Source organism: Pannonibacter sp. (assembly GCF_051860505.1).
Lineage (GTDB): Bacteria > Pseudomonadota > Alphaproteobacteria > Rhizobiales > Stappiaceae > Pannonibacter.
In genome coordinates this window covers 59,507-74,118 of sequence record NZ_JBHYDX010000004.1, presented here as the reverse complement: position 1 = coordinate 74,118, position 14,612 = coordinate 59,507, and the positions used below count along the sequence as shown (strand labels likewise).

The window sequence follows — 14,612 nt, the reverse complement described above, 5'->3', positions numbered from 1 at the left end:
AACTCTTCTCAACTTGGCTATCGGCCTTGGTGCCGTGCCGCTGCGATGACGGTCAACACACAGCTCCGTGACGCTGACATGGGCGCGCTCAGATGGGAAGCACATGCGTGTCCTTCACGTCCTCCATCACCGCATAGGTGTGGGTTTCGCGCACGCCGGGCAGGTTGAGGATCACCTCGGCGAGAAACTGCCGATAATGCGTCATGTCCCGCACGCGGCTCTTCACCAGATAATCGAAGCCGCCGGCCACCATATGGCATTCCAGCACCTCCGGAGAGCGCGAGACGGCGGCGGCGAAAGCGTCGAATACGTCCGCCGTCGTCTTGTCCAGCTTGACCTCGACGAAGACCAGCAGCGACAGGTTCAGCTTCTGCGGATTCAGCTCCGCCGTGAAGCGCAGGATGTAGCCGTCGCGGATCAGGCGTTTCATCCGGTCGGCCGTCGCCGTCGAGGACAAGCCAACCTTGTCAGCCAGATCGGTGGTGGTGATGCGGCCGTCGGTCTGCAGCACTCCGAGGATCTTGCGGTCGATCCGGTCCAGATCCGTGGAATCTTCAGTCATGACCACCTCAAAAATTAGATTTCCCGGATTTTACGTCAAAAATACCCGGAAAAGAAGGCGCCTACGCTGATATCTTCGCGGAAAATCAGGTCCTCGCCGCGTCCTGCGGCGGAAGCGGAGTAACGTCTCGTGACTACGGCAAGCGCTCTCGATTCCACCCCCCCGTTCCGTGCTGACTTCGCGCCGGAGGACGCCGATCTGGTCAAGCGCATGCTGGCCGAAACGCGGCTGTCGCCGGATGCCGAATCCCGTATCGACGCCAAGGCCACCGACTACATCCAGACCATGCGTGCCACGCGCTCAGGCCTCGGCGGTGTCGAGGATTTCATGCGCGAGTTTGGCCTGACCACCCGCGAGGGCCTTGCCATGATGGTGCTGGCCGAGGCACTGCTGCGCGTGCCGGATGCGGCGACCGCCGACAAGCTGATCGAGGACAAGCTGGCCGCCGCCAAGTTTGGCGAAGGCGACGGCATGAAATCCGACACCTGGCTGGTGTCGGCGTCGTCCTGGGCGCTTGGTGTTACCTCGCGCCTGCTGCACCCGGGCGATACGCCGGACACGATCCTCGCCTCGCTGGTCAAGCGCCTCGGCATGCCGGCCGTGCGCACCGCGACCAAGCAGGCGATGCGCCTGCTGGGCCACCAGTTCGTTCTGGGCGAGACGATTTCCAAGGCCCTGTCGCGCGCCAGCGGCCAGGAGCCGAAGGGCTACCGTTTCTCCTATGACATGCTGGGCGAAGGGGCCCGCACCCAAGACGACGCTGACCGCTATTTCCGCTCCTATGCGGCGGCCATCGAAGCCATCGGCAAGGCAGCAGGCGACAAGCCGCTGCCGGACCGCCCGGGCATCTCCGTCAAACTGTCGGCCCTGCATCCGCGCTATGAGGCGACCAAGGGCAAGCGCGTCGAGACCGAGTTGCTGCCGAAGGTGCTGGACCTCGTGAAGATGGCCCGCGGCTACAATCTCAACTTCACCATCGATGCGGAAGAGGCCGACCGGCTCGAGATCTCGCTCGACCTTATCGCCGCCATCGTCGCGCATCCGGTGCTGGATGGCTGGGACGGGTTCGGCCTCGCGGTCCAGGCCTACCAGAAGCGCGGCCGCGAGGTCATCGACTGGCTGATTGATCTGGCCCGCCTGCACAACCGCCGCCTGATGGTGCGCCTCGTCAAGGGCGCCTACTGGGACACGGAAGTGAAGCGCGCGCAGGAGCGCGGCCTTGCCGACTATCCGGTCTTCTCCCGCAAGGCGGCGACGGACCTGTCCTATCTCGTCTGCGCCCGCCGCATGCTGGCCGCGCGCGATGTGCTCTACCCGCAGTTTGCCACGCACAACGCCCTTACCGTTGCCCAGATCCAGGAAATGGCCGGCAACCAGGGCGGCTACGAGTTCCAGCGCCTGCATGGCATGGGCGAGAGCCTCTACAAGTCCGTGGTCGAGCGCGACGCCTTCCCCTGCCGCGTCTATGCGCCGGTCGGCGGCCACAAGGATCTCCTCGCCTATCTCGTCCGGCGTCTGCTCGAGAACGGCGCCAATTCTTCCTTCGTCTCCATTGTCGGAGATGCTTCCATCCCGGTGGGTCAGATGCTGCAACGTCCTGGTGATATCCTCGAAGGGGGCGACCGCGCCCGCAACGGTTCCATCCCGCGCCCCGAAGGCCTTTACGGCAGCTCGCGCGCCAACTCTGCCGGCCTTGAACTCGGCCATGCAGCCGAGCGCCAGCAGCTCCTGGCCGGCATGGCGGCTGTCGGCCTGCCGGCCGGCACGGCCCGCCCGCTGGTTCCCGGCCACGAGGCCACCGGCGCTGCCCGTCCGCTGCGCTCGCCCATCGACGGCAGCCTGGTCGTCGGGGAAGTGATCGAGGCCGATGTGTCCCTCGCCTCCTCCGCGATGGTTGTTGCCGCCAAGGGCTTTGAAAGCTGGTCGCGCACCCCGGTCGAAACCCGCGCCGCCGCGCTGGAAAAAATGGCTGACCTCATGGAAGCCAAGCGCGACCGCCTGATGACGCTGCTGGCTGTGGAAGCCGGCAAGACGCTCTCGGACGGCATTGCCGAGATCCGCGAGGCGGTGGACTTCTGCCGCTACTACGCCGCCGAGGCCCGGGGCCTGTTCGGCGAAGGCCGGCTGATGCCGGGGCCGACCGGCGAGGAAAACCGCTACCGCCTGCGCGGCCGCGGCGTCTTCGTCTGCATCTCGCCCTGGAACTTCCCGCTGGCCATCTTCCTTGGTCAGGTGGCTGCAGCGCTCGTCGCCGGCAACGCCGTGGTCGCCAAGCCGGCAGAGCAGACGCCGCTTGTCGCCTTCGAGGCAGTGAAGATGCTGCATGAGGCCGGTGTGCCGGAAGACGCGCTGGTGTTCGTGCCCGGCGACGGCCGTGTCGGCGCTGCGCTCACCGGTCACCCGCATGTCGGCGGTGTCGCCTTCACCGGCTCGACCGAGACCGCCTGGGCGATCAACGGCGCACTTGCCACCAAGCGTGGGCCCATCGTGCCGCTGATCGCCGAGACCGGCGGCATCAACGCCATGCTGGTGGACGCAACGGCACTGCCGGAGCAGGTCTGCGACGATGTTGTCACCTCGGCCTTCCGCTCGGCTGGCCAGCGCTGCTCGGCCCTGCGCCTTGTCTATCTGCAGGAAGACGTTGCCGATCATCTGATCGAGATGATCGAGGGTGCGGCCAAGGAGCTGGAACTGGGCGATCCGCGCCTGACGACGACGGATGTCGGTCCGGTGATCGACGCCGAGGCGCGCGACAACATCCTGTCGCACCTCTCCCAGATGGACAAGCTCGGCCGCGTCAAGTTTGCCGGCAAGCTGCCGGGTGGCGCGCTGTCCGGCGGGACCTATGTTGCCCCGCATATCGTGGTGCTGGACCGTCCGGAAGACCTCACCCGCGAGGTCTTCGGCCCGGTGCTGCATGTGGTGCGCTACAAGGCCAAGGACTTTGACGCCATGCTCGACAGCATTGCGGCCACCGGCTACGGCCTGACCCTCGGCGTGCACAGCCGCATCGACGCGACGGTGAAGCGCGTCGTCGACCGCCTGTCGGTCGGCAACGTCTACGTCAACCGCAACACCATCGGCGCGGTCGTCGGCACGCAGCCCTTCGGCGGCTCCGGGCTCTCCGGCACCGGCCCGAAGGCAGGCGGCCCGGCCTATCTGCAGCGCTTTGCGCTGGAGCAGGTGGTGTCGATCAACACCGCAGCTTCCGGCGGCAACGCCTCGCTGCTCGCCCATTCCGGCGAGTAAGCGTCCCCCCGTTTGTCCCGGACCCGGCAAGAGGTCCGGACAAGTCAGGCCCCGGCCCGTTGGACCGGGGCTTGTTGCACCTGCGCCCCATCGCAGCCCAAAAGAACAAGCCGCCGCCGGGAACTGCGGCGGCTTGTTGCTTTACGTTCAACGCCTCCTGACGTGTCCGCACCTTGCTCCGTGTCACCCCGGCCGAGCAACGCGAGAGCCGGGGGCTACTCATTTGCAGAGCGGTCGAAAGAGGGTTGGCATTCCGTTTCGCCGGGATCCCGACTCAAGCTCTGCGAGCGAGTAGGCCCCGGATCTGCGCTTCGCTCCGCCCGGGGTGACACTGAGGGACACAGCCGCAAACCGGCCATTGGCTGCCGGGAAGAGGCGTTGACGTGGGGCGAGAGCGGTGTAAACAGCGGGGAACCCTTGGCGAGCCGCGGTTGCGCCCCATGTCGACCCAACCCACAGCAGATGATGCGATTGCCTTGGCCGATACGCTTTCCATGACCGATCCCGCCTCTGCGCCTGCGTCCCTCCTCGGCCCGGGCACGGTTATTCTTGTCGACGCCCTAACCGAGCGGCGCGCGCGCGTGTTCCGGCAGCCGAAGCGGGTGCTGACCTGCCATGCGCTCGACGAGGCACAAGCCTTTCTGGCCAGGCTGGAGGCTGAGCGGGCTACGGGCGCGCATCTGGCCGGGTTCCTTGCCTATGAGTTCGGCTTTGCCTTCGAGCCGAAGCTGGCGGCCAGCTGGCAGGCCGACGATGAGCCGCTGGCCTGGTTCGGGGCCTATGACGCCCCCGAGATCCTGTCACTTGAGGCCCTGAACGAGGTGTTGCGGCAGGCGAGCGGTCAGCTGGAGGCTACGATCGACAGTTTCAGCTACGACATGGACCGGGCCCGCTATGCCCGGGCCTTCGCGGCTGTGCAGCACCATCTGGCGGTGGGGGATATCTATCAGGCCAACCTGACCATGCGGGCCCGCTTTCGCCACGAAGGCCCGGCGGCGGCACAATTTGCGCGGCTGATCCGGCGCCAGCCGGTGGCGCATGGGGCGTTCCTGCAGTTGGAGGACCGGGCGATCCTGTCGCTTTCGCCGGAGCTGTTCCTGGAGCGGGAAGGCCAGCGGCTGCGCACCCGGCCGATGAAGGGCACCGCGCCGCGCGGGCGCGACGCCAGCGAGGACGCGGCGATCGCCTCCGCGCTTGCCGGTGACCCGAAGCAGCGGGCCGAGAATGTGATGATCGCCGACCTGATGCGCAACGACCTGTCGCGCGTCTGCAAGCCCGGCTCGGTGAGCGTGCATGACGTGTTTGCGGTCGAGCGCTACAGGAGCCTGCACCAGATGGTGACGGGCGTCGAAGGCGAGCTGGAGGACGGCGTTGGCCTTGGCGAGATCATCGCCAACCTGTTCCCCTGCGGCTCGATCACCGGAGCGCCGAAACTGTCGGCGATGCAGATCATCAAGGCCGAGGAGACCGGGCCGCGCGGGATCTATACGGGCTCCATCGGCCATGTGACGCCGGCGGGCGACTTCCGCTTCAACGTGGCGATCCGCACGCTGGTGCTGCGCGACACCGGACTGGGCGAGGCAGGCGTCGGGTCCGGGGTGGTGTTCGATTCCGGGGCTGCGCCCGAGTATGACGAGTGCCTGCTCAAGCTGAAGTTCCTGACCGCCGCCGAACCTCCGGCCTTCGGGCTGATCGAGACGCTGGGCTGGAGCCCGGACCAGGGCTATCTGCTCCTGGAGCGGCACCTCGACCGGCTGGCCGGATCGGCCGCCTATTTCGGCTTCACCTGCGATCTTGCGGCCGTGGACGCGGCGCTGCAGGACGTGGCGGCGGGCTTTGCCGGGCCGACGCGGGTACGGCTGGAACTGGCCAGCGACGGCAGCCACCAGATCACCCATGCGCCGATGCAGGCCGTTGCCCCGGGCGAGGTCTGGGATGTGTGCCTGGCGGATGTCCGGACCGACGCCGGCGACCGCTTCTACTATCACAAGACCACCAACCGCGAGATCTACGACGGCACCCGCAACCGGATGGTGGCGGCGCAGCCCGGCCTCAGGGAGGTACTGTTCGGGAACACCGATGGCTTCCTCACCGAAGGCAGTTTCACGACGCTGTTCGTGGCAAGGAACGGACGGCTGCTGACGCCGGCGCTGCGCCACGGGGTGCTGCCGGGCACGTTGCGCGCGGCTTTGCTGGAGACACGGATTGCAGCGGAGGCGGACCTGACGCGGGCGGATCTGATCACGGGTGATCCTGTCTATGTCGGAAATTCCGTGCGCGGCCTCATTCGGGTGCGGCTCGTCAATTCCGTTTGACCGAAGCCGCAATAGCGCCTATCGGCGTGGCTGTCCGAACGAGACTGGAGCCCTTTGCGTGACCACGCCGACCGATCCGATCCTTCCGCGCAACGGCATCGCGCCGACTGAAGTTGACGGCAAGCAGGTGGTCGGCTGGAAGGAATGGGTCAGCTTGCCGGATCTGGGCGTCCCGCGCTTGCTTGCCAAGTTCGACACGGGAGCCAGGTCCTCGGCCTTGCATGTGCCCCGAGCCAGGGTCATCGAGATTGGCGGATTGCCCCATGTTACTTTCGATCTCGACGAAGACGCACCGGACGCGACCGGTCTGTTGAAGCACACGGCTCCGCTGGTTGACCTCAGAACCGTGAAATCGTCGTCCGGCCATGCCGAGCAGCGGCTGACAATCCACACGACTTTGTCCTTTGCCGGAATACAGTGGCTGATCGAACTGACACTGACCGATCGCTCGGACATGAAGCTTCCAATGCTTGTGGGCCGCTCGGCAATGCACAGCCGGCTCATGATTGATCCGTCGAGAAGCTTCCTCGCCGGACGAAGAGTTAGAAAACCTTCACAAAAATCCCGCTAGCGGACCGCATGGATTTCAGGATATTGGCGCTGCTTCCTCGCTGGAGAGTGACTTGCCATGCGCCTTGCCATGCTTGCCCGGAATCCGGGCCTCTATTCGCACAAGCGCCTGGTCGAGGCGGCCGAGGCGAGAGGCCATACGCTCGACATCTACAACACCCTGCGCTGCTACATGGACATCACGTCCCACCGGCCCTCGGTGATCTACAATGGCGAACGCGTCACCGGATATGATGCCGTAATCCCGCGTATTGGCGCATCGGTGACCTATTACGGCCTCGCCGTGCTGCGCCAGTTCGAGATGATGGGCGTCTATCCGCTCAACGAATCCGTTGCCATCGGCCGCTCGCGCGACAAGCTGCGGGCGCTGCAGATCCTGGCCCGCGACGGTATCGGCCTGCCCGTTACCGCCTTTGCTTACGACCCGAAACAGGCGGAAGAAGTCATCAAACTGGTCGGCGGCGCTCCGGCCATCATCAAGCTTGTGGAAGGCACCCAGGGTATCGGGGTGGTCCTCGGCGAGACGATGTCCAGCGCGAAATCCGTGGTCGAAGCCTTTCGCGGTGCCAAGGTGAACATCCTGGTGCAGGAGTTCATCAAGGAGGCCGGCGCCTCGGACATCCGGGCGCTGGTTGTCGGTGGCAAGGTCATCGCTGCCATGCGCCGCAACGGCGGGGTCGGCGAATTCCGCTCGAACCTGCACCGGGGCGGCTCGGCAGAAGCCATCAAGATCACGCCGGAGGAGCGCTCCACCGCAATCCGAGCGGCCAAGGCCCTCGGGCTGAATGTGGCCGGCGTCGATATGCTGCGCTCCAACCATGGCCCCGTGGTCATGGAAGTCAACTCGTCTCCCGGCCTGGAAGGCATTGAAAAATCGACAGGGGTGGACGTCGCAGGCAAAATCATCGAATTTATCGAGAAGAACGCCAAGATGGGGCAGACGAAGACCAAGGGAAAGGGCTAATGAATGCGTGACACCGTGCGGCGCGATCCCTTTCGGATCGGGCCCTTCGAGATTGCCGCCGGCGAGCGGCGCACGGTGGACCTGCCCTTCAGCCTGCTGTCGAACCATACGCCCATGACGCTGCCGGTGCAGGTGGTGCATGGCAAGAAGCCCGGGCCGGTGCTGTTCATCTCCGGCGTCGTGCATGGCGATGAGGTTCTCGGCGTCGAGATTATTCGCCGCATCCTCAAGAAGCCGCAGCTGAGCCGCCTCGCCGGAACGCTGCTGGCCATTCCCGTGGTCAATGCCTACGGCCTGATCTCGCATTCGCGCTATCTGCCGGACCGGCGTGATCTCAACCGCTCGTTCCCCGGTTCCGAACGCGGGTCATTGGCTGCCCAACTGGCCGATCTGTTCCGTCGGGAGATCGTTGCGCGCTCCGACGTTGGCATCGACCTGCACACGGCCGCGCTGCACCGGACCAACCTGCCCCAGCTGCGCGTTGCCAGCTACAGCGGCCGGATGCGGGAACTGGCAGACGCCTTCGGTGCCCCGCTGGTGATGGAAGCGAACCTGCGCCATGGCTCTTTGCGCGAAACTGCGTTGACGATGGGCGTCGACGTATTGCTTTACGAAGCTGGCGAGGCGCTGCGCTTCGATGAGAACGCAATCCGGGTCGGAGAACGTGGCATTCTTTCGGTCATGCACCGGCTCGGCATGTTGTCCGGCAACGGACCGAAACCTGTTCCCGCTCCGCTCTACTCCCGCAAGTCCTTCTGGATCCGGGCTTCAGAAGGCGGCATTTTCCGCGCTTTGCGGCAGTCCGGCCATCACGCTTTGGCGGGTGAATTGCTCGGGGTTGTGGCCGATCCGTTCGGTGACACGGAATTCGAGCTGCATAGCCCGCATGACGGGCTAATCATCGGGCATTCACATCTGCCCGTGGTCAACCAGGGCGATGCACTGTTCCATGTGGCCCGACTGACGCCGGCTGGACCCGTCGTCGCCGAAGACGGCGAAGCGACCGAACGCGACACCCTCTTCGACGAAGACGAGATCATCTGACAGCCTCGATCGAAAAGGAAGCCCCGCGTGGGTCGCACGCGGGGCTTCTGCATTCAGGATCAGACCGCTCAGCCGCGAAGGGTGCCGCCGGTGGCCTTCTCGACGGCGGCGACGATCTTCTTTGCCACGGTGTCGATTTCCTCGTCGGTCAGCGTGCGGTCCTTGGGCTGCAGCGTCACGTCGATGGCGAGCGACTTCTTGCCTTCGCCCACGCCCTGCCCTTCGTAGATGTCGAAGAGGTTGACGTCAGCGATCAACGCCTTGTCGGCGCCTCGGGCGGCCCTCAGAAGCTTGTCGGCGCTGAGGTCCTTGTCGACCACGAAGGCGAAGTCGCGGCGGACCGGCATCAGGTCGGCGATGTCGAGCGCGCCCTTGGAGCGGGTCGGCTTGGCCTTCGCCTCGGGGATGGCGTCGAGATAGATCTCGAAGGCGACCAGCGGACCGGCGACGTCCATCAGCCCCAGCGTGCGCGGATGCACCTCGCCGAAGACGGCGAGCGTCTGCTTCGGACCGAGCTTGAAGGCACCGGAGCGGCCCGGGTGGAACCAGACGGGCGCATCGGTGAAGACCTGCAGCTTGTCGACCGGCGCGCCGGCGGCGGCCAGAACGGCTTCCGCATCGGCCTTGGCATCAAACACGTCAACGCTGCCGGCGGAGCCCGACCAGTGACGGCCATTGCCGGAGAGCTTGGCGGTGCCGCGGCGGACGCCGGCGACGACCATGCGCTGGCCATCCTCGCGGGCGGTGAGGAACACCTGCCCCACCTCGAACAGGGCGACATCGGCATAGCCGCGGTCGGCGTTGCGCTGTGCGGCGGCGATCAGGCCCGGCAGCAGGCTCGGGCGCATCTGTGACATGTCGGCGGAGATCGGGTTGGCGAGTTCCAGCTCAGGCGCGCCGCCGCCGAAGGCTTCCGCATAGGTTTTGGCGATGAAGGACCAGGTGACCGCCTCGTCCATGCCGCGCGCGGCCAGCGTGCGGCGAGCACGCGAACGACGGATCTGGCTGGCAGTCAGCACCTTGGCGCCAACGGAGCCACCGCGCGGCAGCGGCGTCGGCGCGACGCGGTCGAGACCGACGATGCGCACGACCTCTTCGGCGAGATCGGCCTTGCCCTCGATGTCGGGACGCCAGCTTGGCGGCGCGACACGGACAGTGTCGCCGCTGCCGGAGACCCAGAAGCCGAGGGACTTCAGGATCAGGTTGATCTCGGCAACCGCCAGGTCGAGGCCGGTGAGGCGCTTCACCTCGCGGTAGGGGAACTCGATGATGCGCGAGGTGTCCGGCACCTGGCCGACGCTGACAACCTCCGACGGCGTGCCGCCGCACAGGTCCAGCACCATCTGGGTCGCCATCTCGAGACCCGGCAGCATGAAGTCCGGATCGACGCCGCGCTCGAAGCGGTAGCGGGCATCGGTGTTGACGCCGAGCTTGCGGCCGGTGCGGGCAATGCCGTTCTCGTCCCAGAGCGCAGATTCGATCAGCACGTCGACGGTGGTCTCGTCACAGCCGGAATGCTCGCCGCCGAGGATGCCGCCGAGCGACTCCAGCCCCTTGTCATCGGCGATGACGCAGATGCTGTCGTCGACCTGGTAGGCCTTGCCGTTGAGGCCCTGGATCTCCTCGCCCGCGCGGCCGCGGCGGACGACCAGATTGCCGGTCACCTTCGCCGCGTCGAAGACGTGCAGCGGGCGGCCCTGGTCGAAGGTCATGTAGTTGGTGATGTCGACGAGCGTGTTAATCGGGCGAAGGCCGATGGCAACCAGACGGTCCTGCAGCCACTTCGGCGACGGGCCGTTCTTGACGCCCTTGACGAGGCGCAGGCCGAAGGCCTTGCACAGGGCCGGCGTGTCGCCGAAGTCGAGCACGACCTTGGTCGGGCACGGGAAGCTGCCCCGGATCTGGAGGTGCTTGCGCTCCTTCAGCTTGCCAAGGCCGGCCGCAGCGAGATCCCGGGCGATGCCGTAGACGGCGGTGCAGTCCGGCCGGTTCGGCGTCAGGCCGATCTCGATCACCGGATCGCCAAGACCCATGTATTCGGCGAAGGACATGCCGACCGGCGCGTCGGCCGGCAGGTCGATGATGCCGTTGTGCTCATCCGACAGCTCTAGCTCGCGTTCGGAGCACATCATGCCGAAGCTCTCGACATCGCGGATCTTGCCGACGGACAGGGTGACGTCGAGGCCGGGGACGTAGTCGCCCGGCTTGCCGAGCACGCCGACGAGGCCGGCGCGGGCGTTGGGCGCACCGCAGACGACCTGCAGCAGCTCGCCCGAACCGGTGTCGACCTTGAGCACGCGCAGGCGATCCGCGTTCGGGTGCTGTTCGGCGGAAACGACCCTGGCGATCTTGAACGGGGCAAGGCGCGCGGCGCGGTCGGTGACCTCTTCGACTTCCAGACCGATCATGGTCAGGCGCTCGACGATCTGGTCGAGCGTTGCGTCGGTCTCCAGATGCTCCTTGAGCCAGGAAAGCGTGAACTTCATCGTGTCATCTCGTGTCTTTGGCATCGCGCGGGCTGGACTGACAGCCCCTGCGCGGCACGCCGGGAGGGATCGATCGGGTCAGGACGACAGGCCGCCGAACAGGGTCGGCAGGTCGAGCGGGCGGAAACCGTAGTGCTTGATCCAGCGGACATCGGCATCAAAGAAGGCGCGCAGGTCCGGCATGCCGTATTTCAGCATGGCGATGCGGTCGATGCCCATGCCCCAGGCAAAGCCCTGGTACTCGTCCGGATCGAGGCCACAGTTGCGGATGACATTGGGATGCACCATGCCGCAGCCGAGGATCTCGAGCCAGTCGTTGCCTTCGCCGAACTTCACTTCGGCGCCCGAGCGGTCGCACTGGATGTCCACTTCCATGGACGGTTCCGTGAAGGGGAAGAAGGATGGGCGGAAGCGCATCTTGATGTCCTTGACCTCGAAGAAGGCCTTGCAGAACTCCTCCAGAATCCACTTCAGGTGACCCATGTGGCTGCCCTTGTCGATGACGAGGCCTTCCACCTGATGGAACATCGGCGTGTGGGTCTGGTCGCTGTCGCAGCGATAGGTGCGCCCCGGAATGATGACGCGGATCGGCGGCTGCTGGCTGCGCATGGTGCGGATCTGCACCGGCGAGGTGTGGGTGCGCAGCAGCAGGCGTTCACCGGCTTCGTCCGGATGGAAGAAGAAAGTGTCGTGCATGTCGCGCGCCGGATGGCCGAGCGGGAAATTCAGCGCGGTGAAGTTCAGCTCGTCGCTTTCGATATCCGGACCTTCGGCAATTGAGAAGCCCATGTCGGCGAAGATCGCGGTCAGCTCGTCGATCACCTGGGCGATCGGATGGATCCGGCCCATTTCGGCGGGCGCGGCACGCAGCGGCAGGGTGACGTCGACCCGCTCGCTGGCCAGACGCGCCTCGAGCGCGGCTTCCTTCAGCACGTCCTTGCGGGCGGCCAGTTCGTCGGTAACGCGGGTCTTGAGGCCGTTGATGGCCGCGCCCTTGGTCTGGCGCTCTTCCGGGCTCATCGAGCCCAGCGTCTTCAGCATCTCGGAAATGCTGCCCTTCTTGCCAAGGGCGCTGATGCGCACCTCTTCGAGGGCTGCCTCGCTGGTGGCCGCAGCGATGGCGGCCGAAATCTCGGTGTAAAGGCTGTCGATGTCAGACATGAGCTCTTCGGTCGTTGGGCCATGTGCGGGTCCTCGGCAGGCGGATCCGGCAGCAGGCGATCAGGTCGTTGGGTCTTTTAGCAGAATTGCGCGCGCATGCCACAGGAAGGCAGGCGATGGCGGACGGGAATGTCAGAGGCGCTAAGAGCGTCCTCAGCGGGTAAATCGTCCGCACGCCGGGCCCTGGGCAGCCGGGTTGCGCAGACGGCGCACGACGAAGATCTTCGCCCGCATTCCGCTGGCGGCAAGGCTGTTCCCAGTCGTGGCAAGGCCGGTGGTCATGGCGCATCCCTTTGAGGCGAGCGGGAGTATACGCAGCCTGGGTTCAATGGCAAGCTGAGGCAGCCCATTCACGTCGGGACCCTTTAGTGAAGGCACGCTGCATGTCCAAAGTGACCGTTGACTTGCCGCAGTCCGTCAAGCGGCGTCCTCGCGTTGATCGCGCCTTGGTCACCCATTCAAGCCCAGCAGGGCCTTGATCTTGCCCTGGATCTCGGGACCGATCTGCGGGCAGGATTCGATATAGGCGGCCGCGCGGGCCGACCAGTCGAAACTCTTGACTTGATCGGATAGGACGGCTCCCGAGGTCTTTGCCCCTGCGGGCAAGGCAACCTCGAACGGGTAACCCTTGATCTGCGACGTGATCGGGCACAAGACGCAGAGGCGGGTCAGCGTGTTGTAGCGACGCGGCGACAGAACCAGCGCGGGCCGGCGGTTGGCCTGTTCCCTACCCTGCTGCGGGTCAAAGCTGATCCAGATGATGTCGAAGCGCTCCGGGCAATAGGCGTCCAGATTAGCGCTCACGGTCAGGCCTCATTGCCAACGGAGGGGCCGCCGCTGATCTCGTCATGCAGGCTTTCAGGCGTGATGCCGTCCAGCAGCTGATCGAGCGAAAAATCCTGGGTATCGGCCACAGGCTTCAGCACCAGCGTGCCGTCAACGACCGAAATGTCCAGCTGCATGCCTTCGCGCGCCGAGATTTCGCGGGCAAAGGCCGTCGGGATCCGCAACGCAAGGCTGTTTCCCCATTTGGCGACTGTGGCGATCATGGCCGTGCTCCCGTTGGCGCAACCCGCTGGATATACATTGAAGATACGTTCTTGCTGTCCCCTCCGCAACCGGAAAGGCAACCGGCGACCGCAAAAGAGACTTCCCCGACGCAGAGCGCGGGCCTAATCTGGTGCTTCCCAAATCACTTTTCAGGAACATTCCCTCCATGAACATCGATCTGTTGCGCCGGCTGTGTGAGACCCCGGGCGTTCCCGGTCACGAGCACCGGGTGCGGGCGCTCATCGAAACGGAAATCAAGGGCCTGTTCGACGAGGTGACCGTCGACCCGATGGGCTCGCTCCTGTGCCGGCGCGATCCGCGTAAGAAGTCGAAGTCGCCGAAGAAGGTGATGCTGCTCTGCCACATGGACGAGATCGGCTTCCTGGTCTCGCATGTGACGGACAAGGGCTTCGTCCACGTCCATCCGGTCGGCGGGTTTGACCCGCGCAACCTGTTCTCGCGCCGCGTGCTGGTGTCGACGGACAAGGGGGATTTCAAGGCCGTGATGAACCCCGGCGGCCGGCCGATCCACATTTCCTCGCCCGACGAGCGCAAGAAGGTGCCGGAGCCGGACGAGTTCGTCATCGACATGGGCCTTGGCGAGAAGGCCAAGGAGATCGTCAAGATCGGCGACATGGTGACCATGGACGAGCCGCTGCTGGAAATGGGCGATACCATCGTTTCCAAGGCGCTCGACAACCGCATCGCCTGCTGGCTCGGCATCGAGGCGATCCGCGCCCTCGGCAAGGCCAAGCATGAGTGCGAGATCCATGTCGCCTTCACGGCGCAGGAGGAAGTGGGCCTGCGCGGCGCCCGCACTGCGTCCTACGCGATCAAGCCGGACATCGGCCTTGGCATCGACGTGACGCTGGCTTGCGACACGCCGGGCGTGCCCGAGCAGGACCGCACGACGACGCTCGGCGGAGGGTTCGGCCTGCATGTGAAGGACGGCTCGTTCATCGCCGACCGCCAGTTGGTCAGCGAGATCGAGGCGCTCGCCATCGCCGAGAAGATCCCGTACCAGCGCACCATGCTGCGGTCTGGCGGCCAGGATGGTGCGGCGGCCCAGCAGGCTGCGGCCGGTGCCCGGGCGGTCGGCATCGTCGTCGGCACCCGCTACATCCACACGGTGACCGAGATGATCGCCAAGAAAGACCTGGAAGCCGCCCGCGACATCATCGCGGCCTATCTGAAGCAGGTCTGATCGGCTC

General features: G+C 65.6%; 12 protein-coding genes. 6 read left to right on the top strand and 6 right to left on the bottom strand.

Translation table 11 applies throughout. The features are described from left to right. Positions 1 to 88: 88 nt before the first annotated feature. Positions 89 to 562, bottom strand: a complete 474-nt coding sequence (locus ACTIFE_RS04110; protein ID WP_439527897.1) for an Lrp/AsnC ligand binding domain-containing protein — start codon at positions 560 to 562, stop codon at positions 89 to 91. 129 nt (positions 563 to 691) lie between these two features. Between ACTIFE_RS04110 and putA the strand changes: the two genes are divergently transcribed. The 5 genes from putA (at position 692) to ACTIFE_RS04085 (ending at position 8,704) form a co-directional block, all read left to right on the top strand. After that, the gene (putA, locus tag ACTIFE_RS04105; protein WP_439527896.1) at positions 692 to 3,811 is read left to right on the top strand and encodes a bifunctional proline dehydrogenase/L-glutamate gamma-semialdehyde dehydrogenase PutA; all 3,120 of its coding nucleotides are present in this window, start codon (positions 692 to 694) and stop codon (positions 3,809 to 3,811) included. A 440-nt stretch (positions 3,812 to 4,251) separates the two neighbouring features. Then, on the top strand, positions 4,252 to 6,126 hold the full coding sequence (gene pabB / locus ACTIFE_RS04100; RefSeq protein ID WP_439527895.1) for an aminodeoxychorismate synthase component I: 1,875 nt from the start codon (positions 4,252 to 4,254) through the stop codon (positions 6,124 to 6,126). Positions 6,127 to 6,184: 58 nt separating this feature from the next. Then, entirely contained in the window at positions 6,185 to 6,697 is a 513-nt protein-coding gene (locus tag ACTIFE_RS04095) for an ATP-dependent zinc protease family protein (protein ID WP_439527894.1), read from the top strand. 57 nt (positions 6,698 to 6,754) lie between these two features. Then, positions 6,755 to 7,660 (top strand): 30S ribosomal protein S6--L-glutamate ligase, encoded by a 906-nt coding sequence (rimK, locus tag ACTIFE_RS04090; RefSeq protein ID WP_439527893.1) that lies wholly within the window; start codon positions 6,755 to 6,757, stop codon positions 7,658 to 7,660. A gap of 3 nt (positions 7,661 to 7,663) precedes the next feature. Continuing rightward, complete coding sequence (locus ACTIFE_RS04085) at positions 7,664 to 8,704, top strand: succinylglutamate desuccinylase/aspartoacylase family protein (protein ID WP_439527892.1); 1,041 nt, start codon at positions 7,664 to 7,666, stop codon at positions 8,702 to 8,704. Positions 8,705 to 8,772: 68 nt separating this feature from the next. Here ACTIFE_RS04085 and pheT read toward each other — a convergent pair whose 3' ends face one another. The 5 genes from pheT to ACTIFE_RS04060 all read right to left on the bottom strand — a co-directional run bounded on the left by pheT (position 8,773) and on the right by ACTIFE_RS04060 (position 13,400). Continuing rightward, a complete protein-coding gene (gene pheT, locus ACTIFE_RS04080) occupies positions 8,773 to 11,190 on the bottom strand; it encodes a phenylalanine--tRNA ligase subunit beta (protein ID WP_439527891.1) in 2,418 nt (805 codons plus the stop codon). A 78-nt stretch (positions 11,191 to 11,268) separates the two neighbouring features. Next, positions 11,269 to 12,351 carry a phenylalanine--tRNA ligase subunit alpha gene (pheS, locus tag ACTIFE_RS04075; protein WP_268139505.1) on the bottom strand — a complete coding sequence of 361 codons (1,083 nt, stop codon included), beginning with the start codon at positions 12,349 to 12,351 and terminating at the stop codon, positions 11,269 to 11,271. A 153-nt stretch (positions 12,352 to 12,504) separates the two neighbouring features. Beyond that, a complete protein-coding gene (locus ACTIFE_RS04070; protein WP_439527890.1) occupies positions 12,505 to 12,633 on the bottom strand; it encodes a hypothetical protein in 129 nt (42 codons plus the stop codon). 168 nt (positions 12,634 to 12,801) lie between these two features. After that, a complete protein-coding gene (locus ACTIFE_RS04065) occupies positions 12,802 to 13,155 on the bottom strand; it encodes a type II toxin-antitoxin system PemK/MazF family toxin (RefSeq protein ID WP_439527889.1) in 354 nt (117 codons plus the stop codon). 2 nt (positions 13,156 to 13,157) lie between these two features. Next, positions 13,158 to 13,400: an AbrB/MazE/SpoVT family DNA-binding domain-containing protein gene (locus ACTIFE_RS04060; RefSeq protein WP_439527888.1), complete on the bottom strand. Its 243-nt coding sequence runs from the start codon at positions 13,398 to 13,400 to the stop codon at positions 13,158 to 13,160. Positions 13,401 to 13,567: 167 nt separating this feature from the next. Between ACTIFE_RS04060 and ACTIFE_RS04055 the strand changes: the two genes are divergently transcribed. Then, positions 13,568 to 14,605: a M42 family metallopeptidase gene (locus ACTIFE_RS04055; protein ID WP_106753864.1), complete on the top strand. Its 1,038-nt coding sequence runs from the start codon at positions 13,568 to 13,570 to the stop codon at positions 14,603 to 14,605. The last annotated feature ends 7 nt before the right edge of the window (positions 14,606 to 14,612 follow it).

What these genes read in the sequence shown, in the direction of transcription:
- ACTIFE_RS04070 (WP_439527890.1), bottom strand. Translation starts at nt 12,633, where the DNA reads ATGACCACCGGCCTTGCCACGACTGGGAACAGCCTTGCCGCCAGCGGA.
- ACTIFE_RS04055 (WP_106753864.1), top strand. Translation starts at nt 13,568, where the DNA reads ATGAACATCGATCTGTTGCGCCGGCTGTGTGAGACCCCGGGCGTTCCC.
- ACTIFE_RS04110 (WP_439527897.1), bottom strand. Translation starts at nt 562, where the DNA reads ATGACTGAAGATTCCACGGATCTGGACCGGATCGACCGCAAGATCCTC.
- pheS (WP_268139505.1), bottom strand. Translation starts at nt 12,351, where the DNA reads ATGTCTGACATCGACAGCCTTTACACCGAGATTTCGGCCGCCATCGCT.
- ACTIFE_RS04060 (WP_439527888.1), bottom strand. Translation starts at nt 13,400, where the DNA reads ATGATCGCCACAGTCGCCAAATGGGGAAACAGCCTTGCGTTGCGGATC.
- pabB (WP_439527895.1), top strand. Translation starts at nt 4,252, where the DNA reads ATGTCGACCCAACCCACAGCAGATGATGCGATTGCCTTGGCCGATACG.
- pheT (WP_439527891.1), bottom strand. Translation starts at nt 11,190, where the DNA reads ATGAAGTTCACGCTTTCCTGGCTCAAGGAGCATCTGGAGACCGACGCA.
- ACTIFE_RS04085 (WP_439527892.1), top strand. Translation starts at nt 7,664, where the DNA reads ATGCGTGACACCGTGCGGCGCGATCCCTTTCGGATCGGGCCCTTCGAG.
- rimK (WP_439527893.1), top strand. Translation starts at nt 6,755, where the DNA reads ATGCGCCTTGCCATGCTTGCCCGGAATCCGGGCCTCTATTCGCACAAG.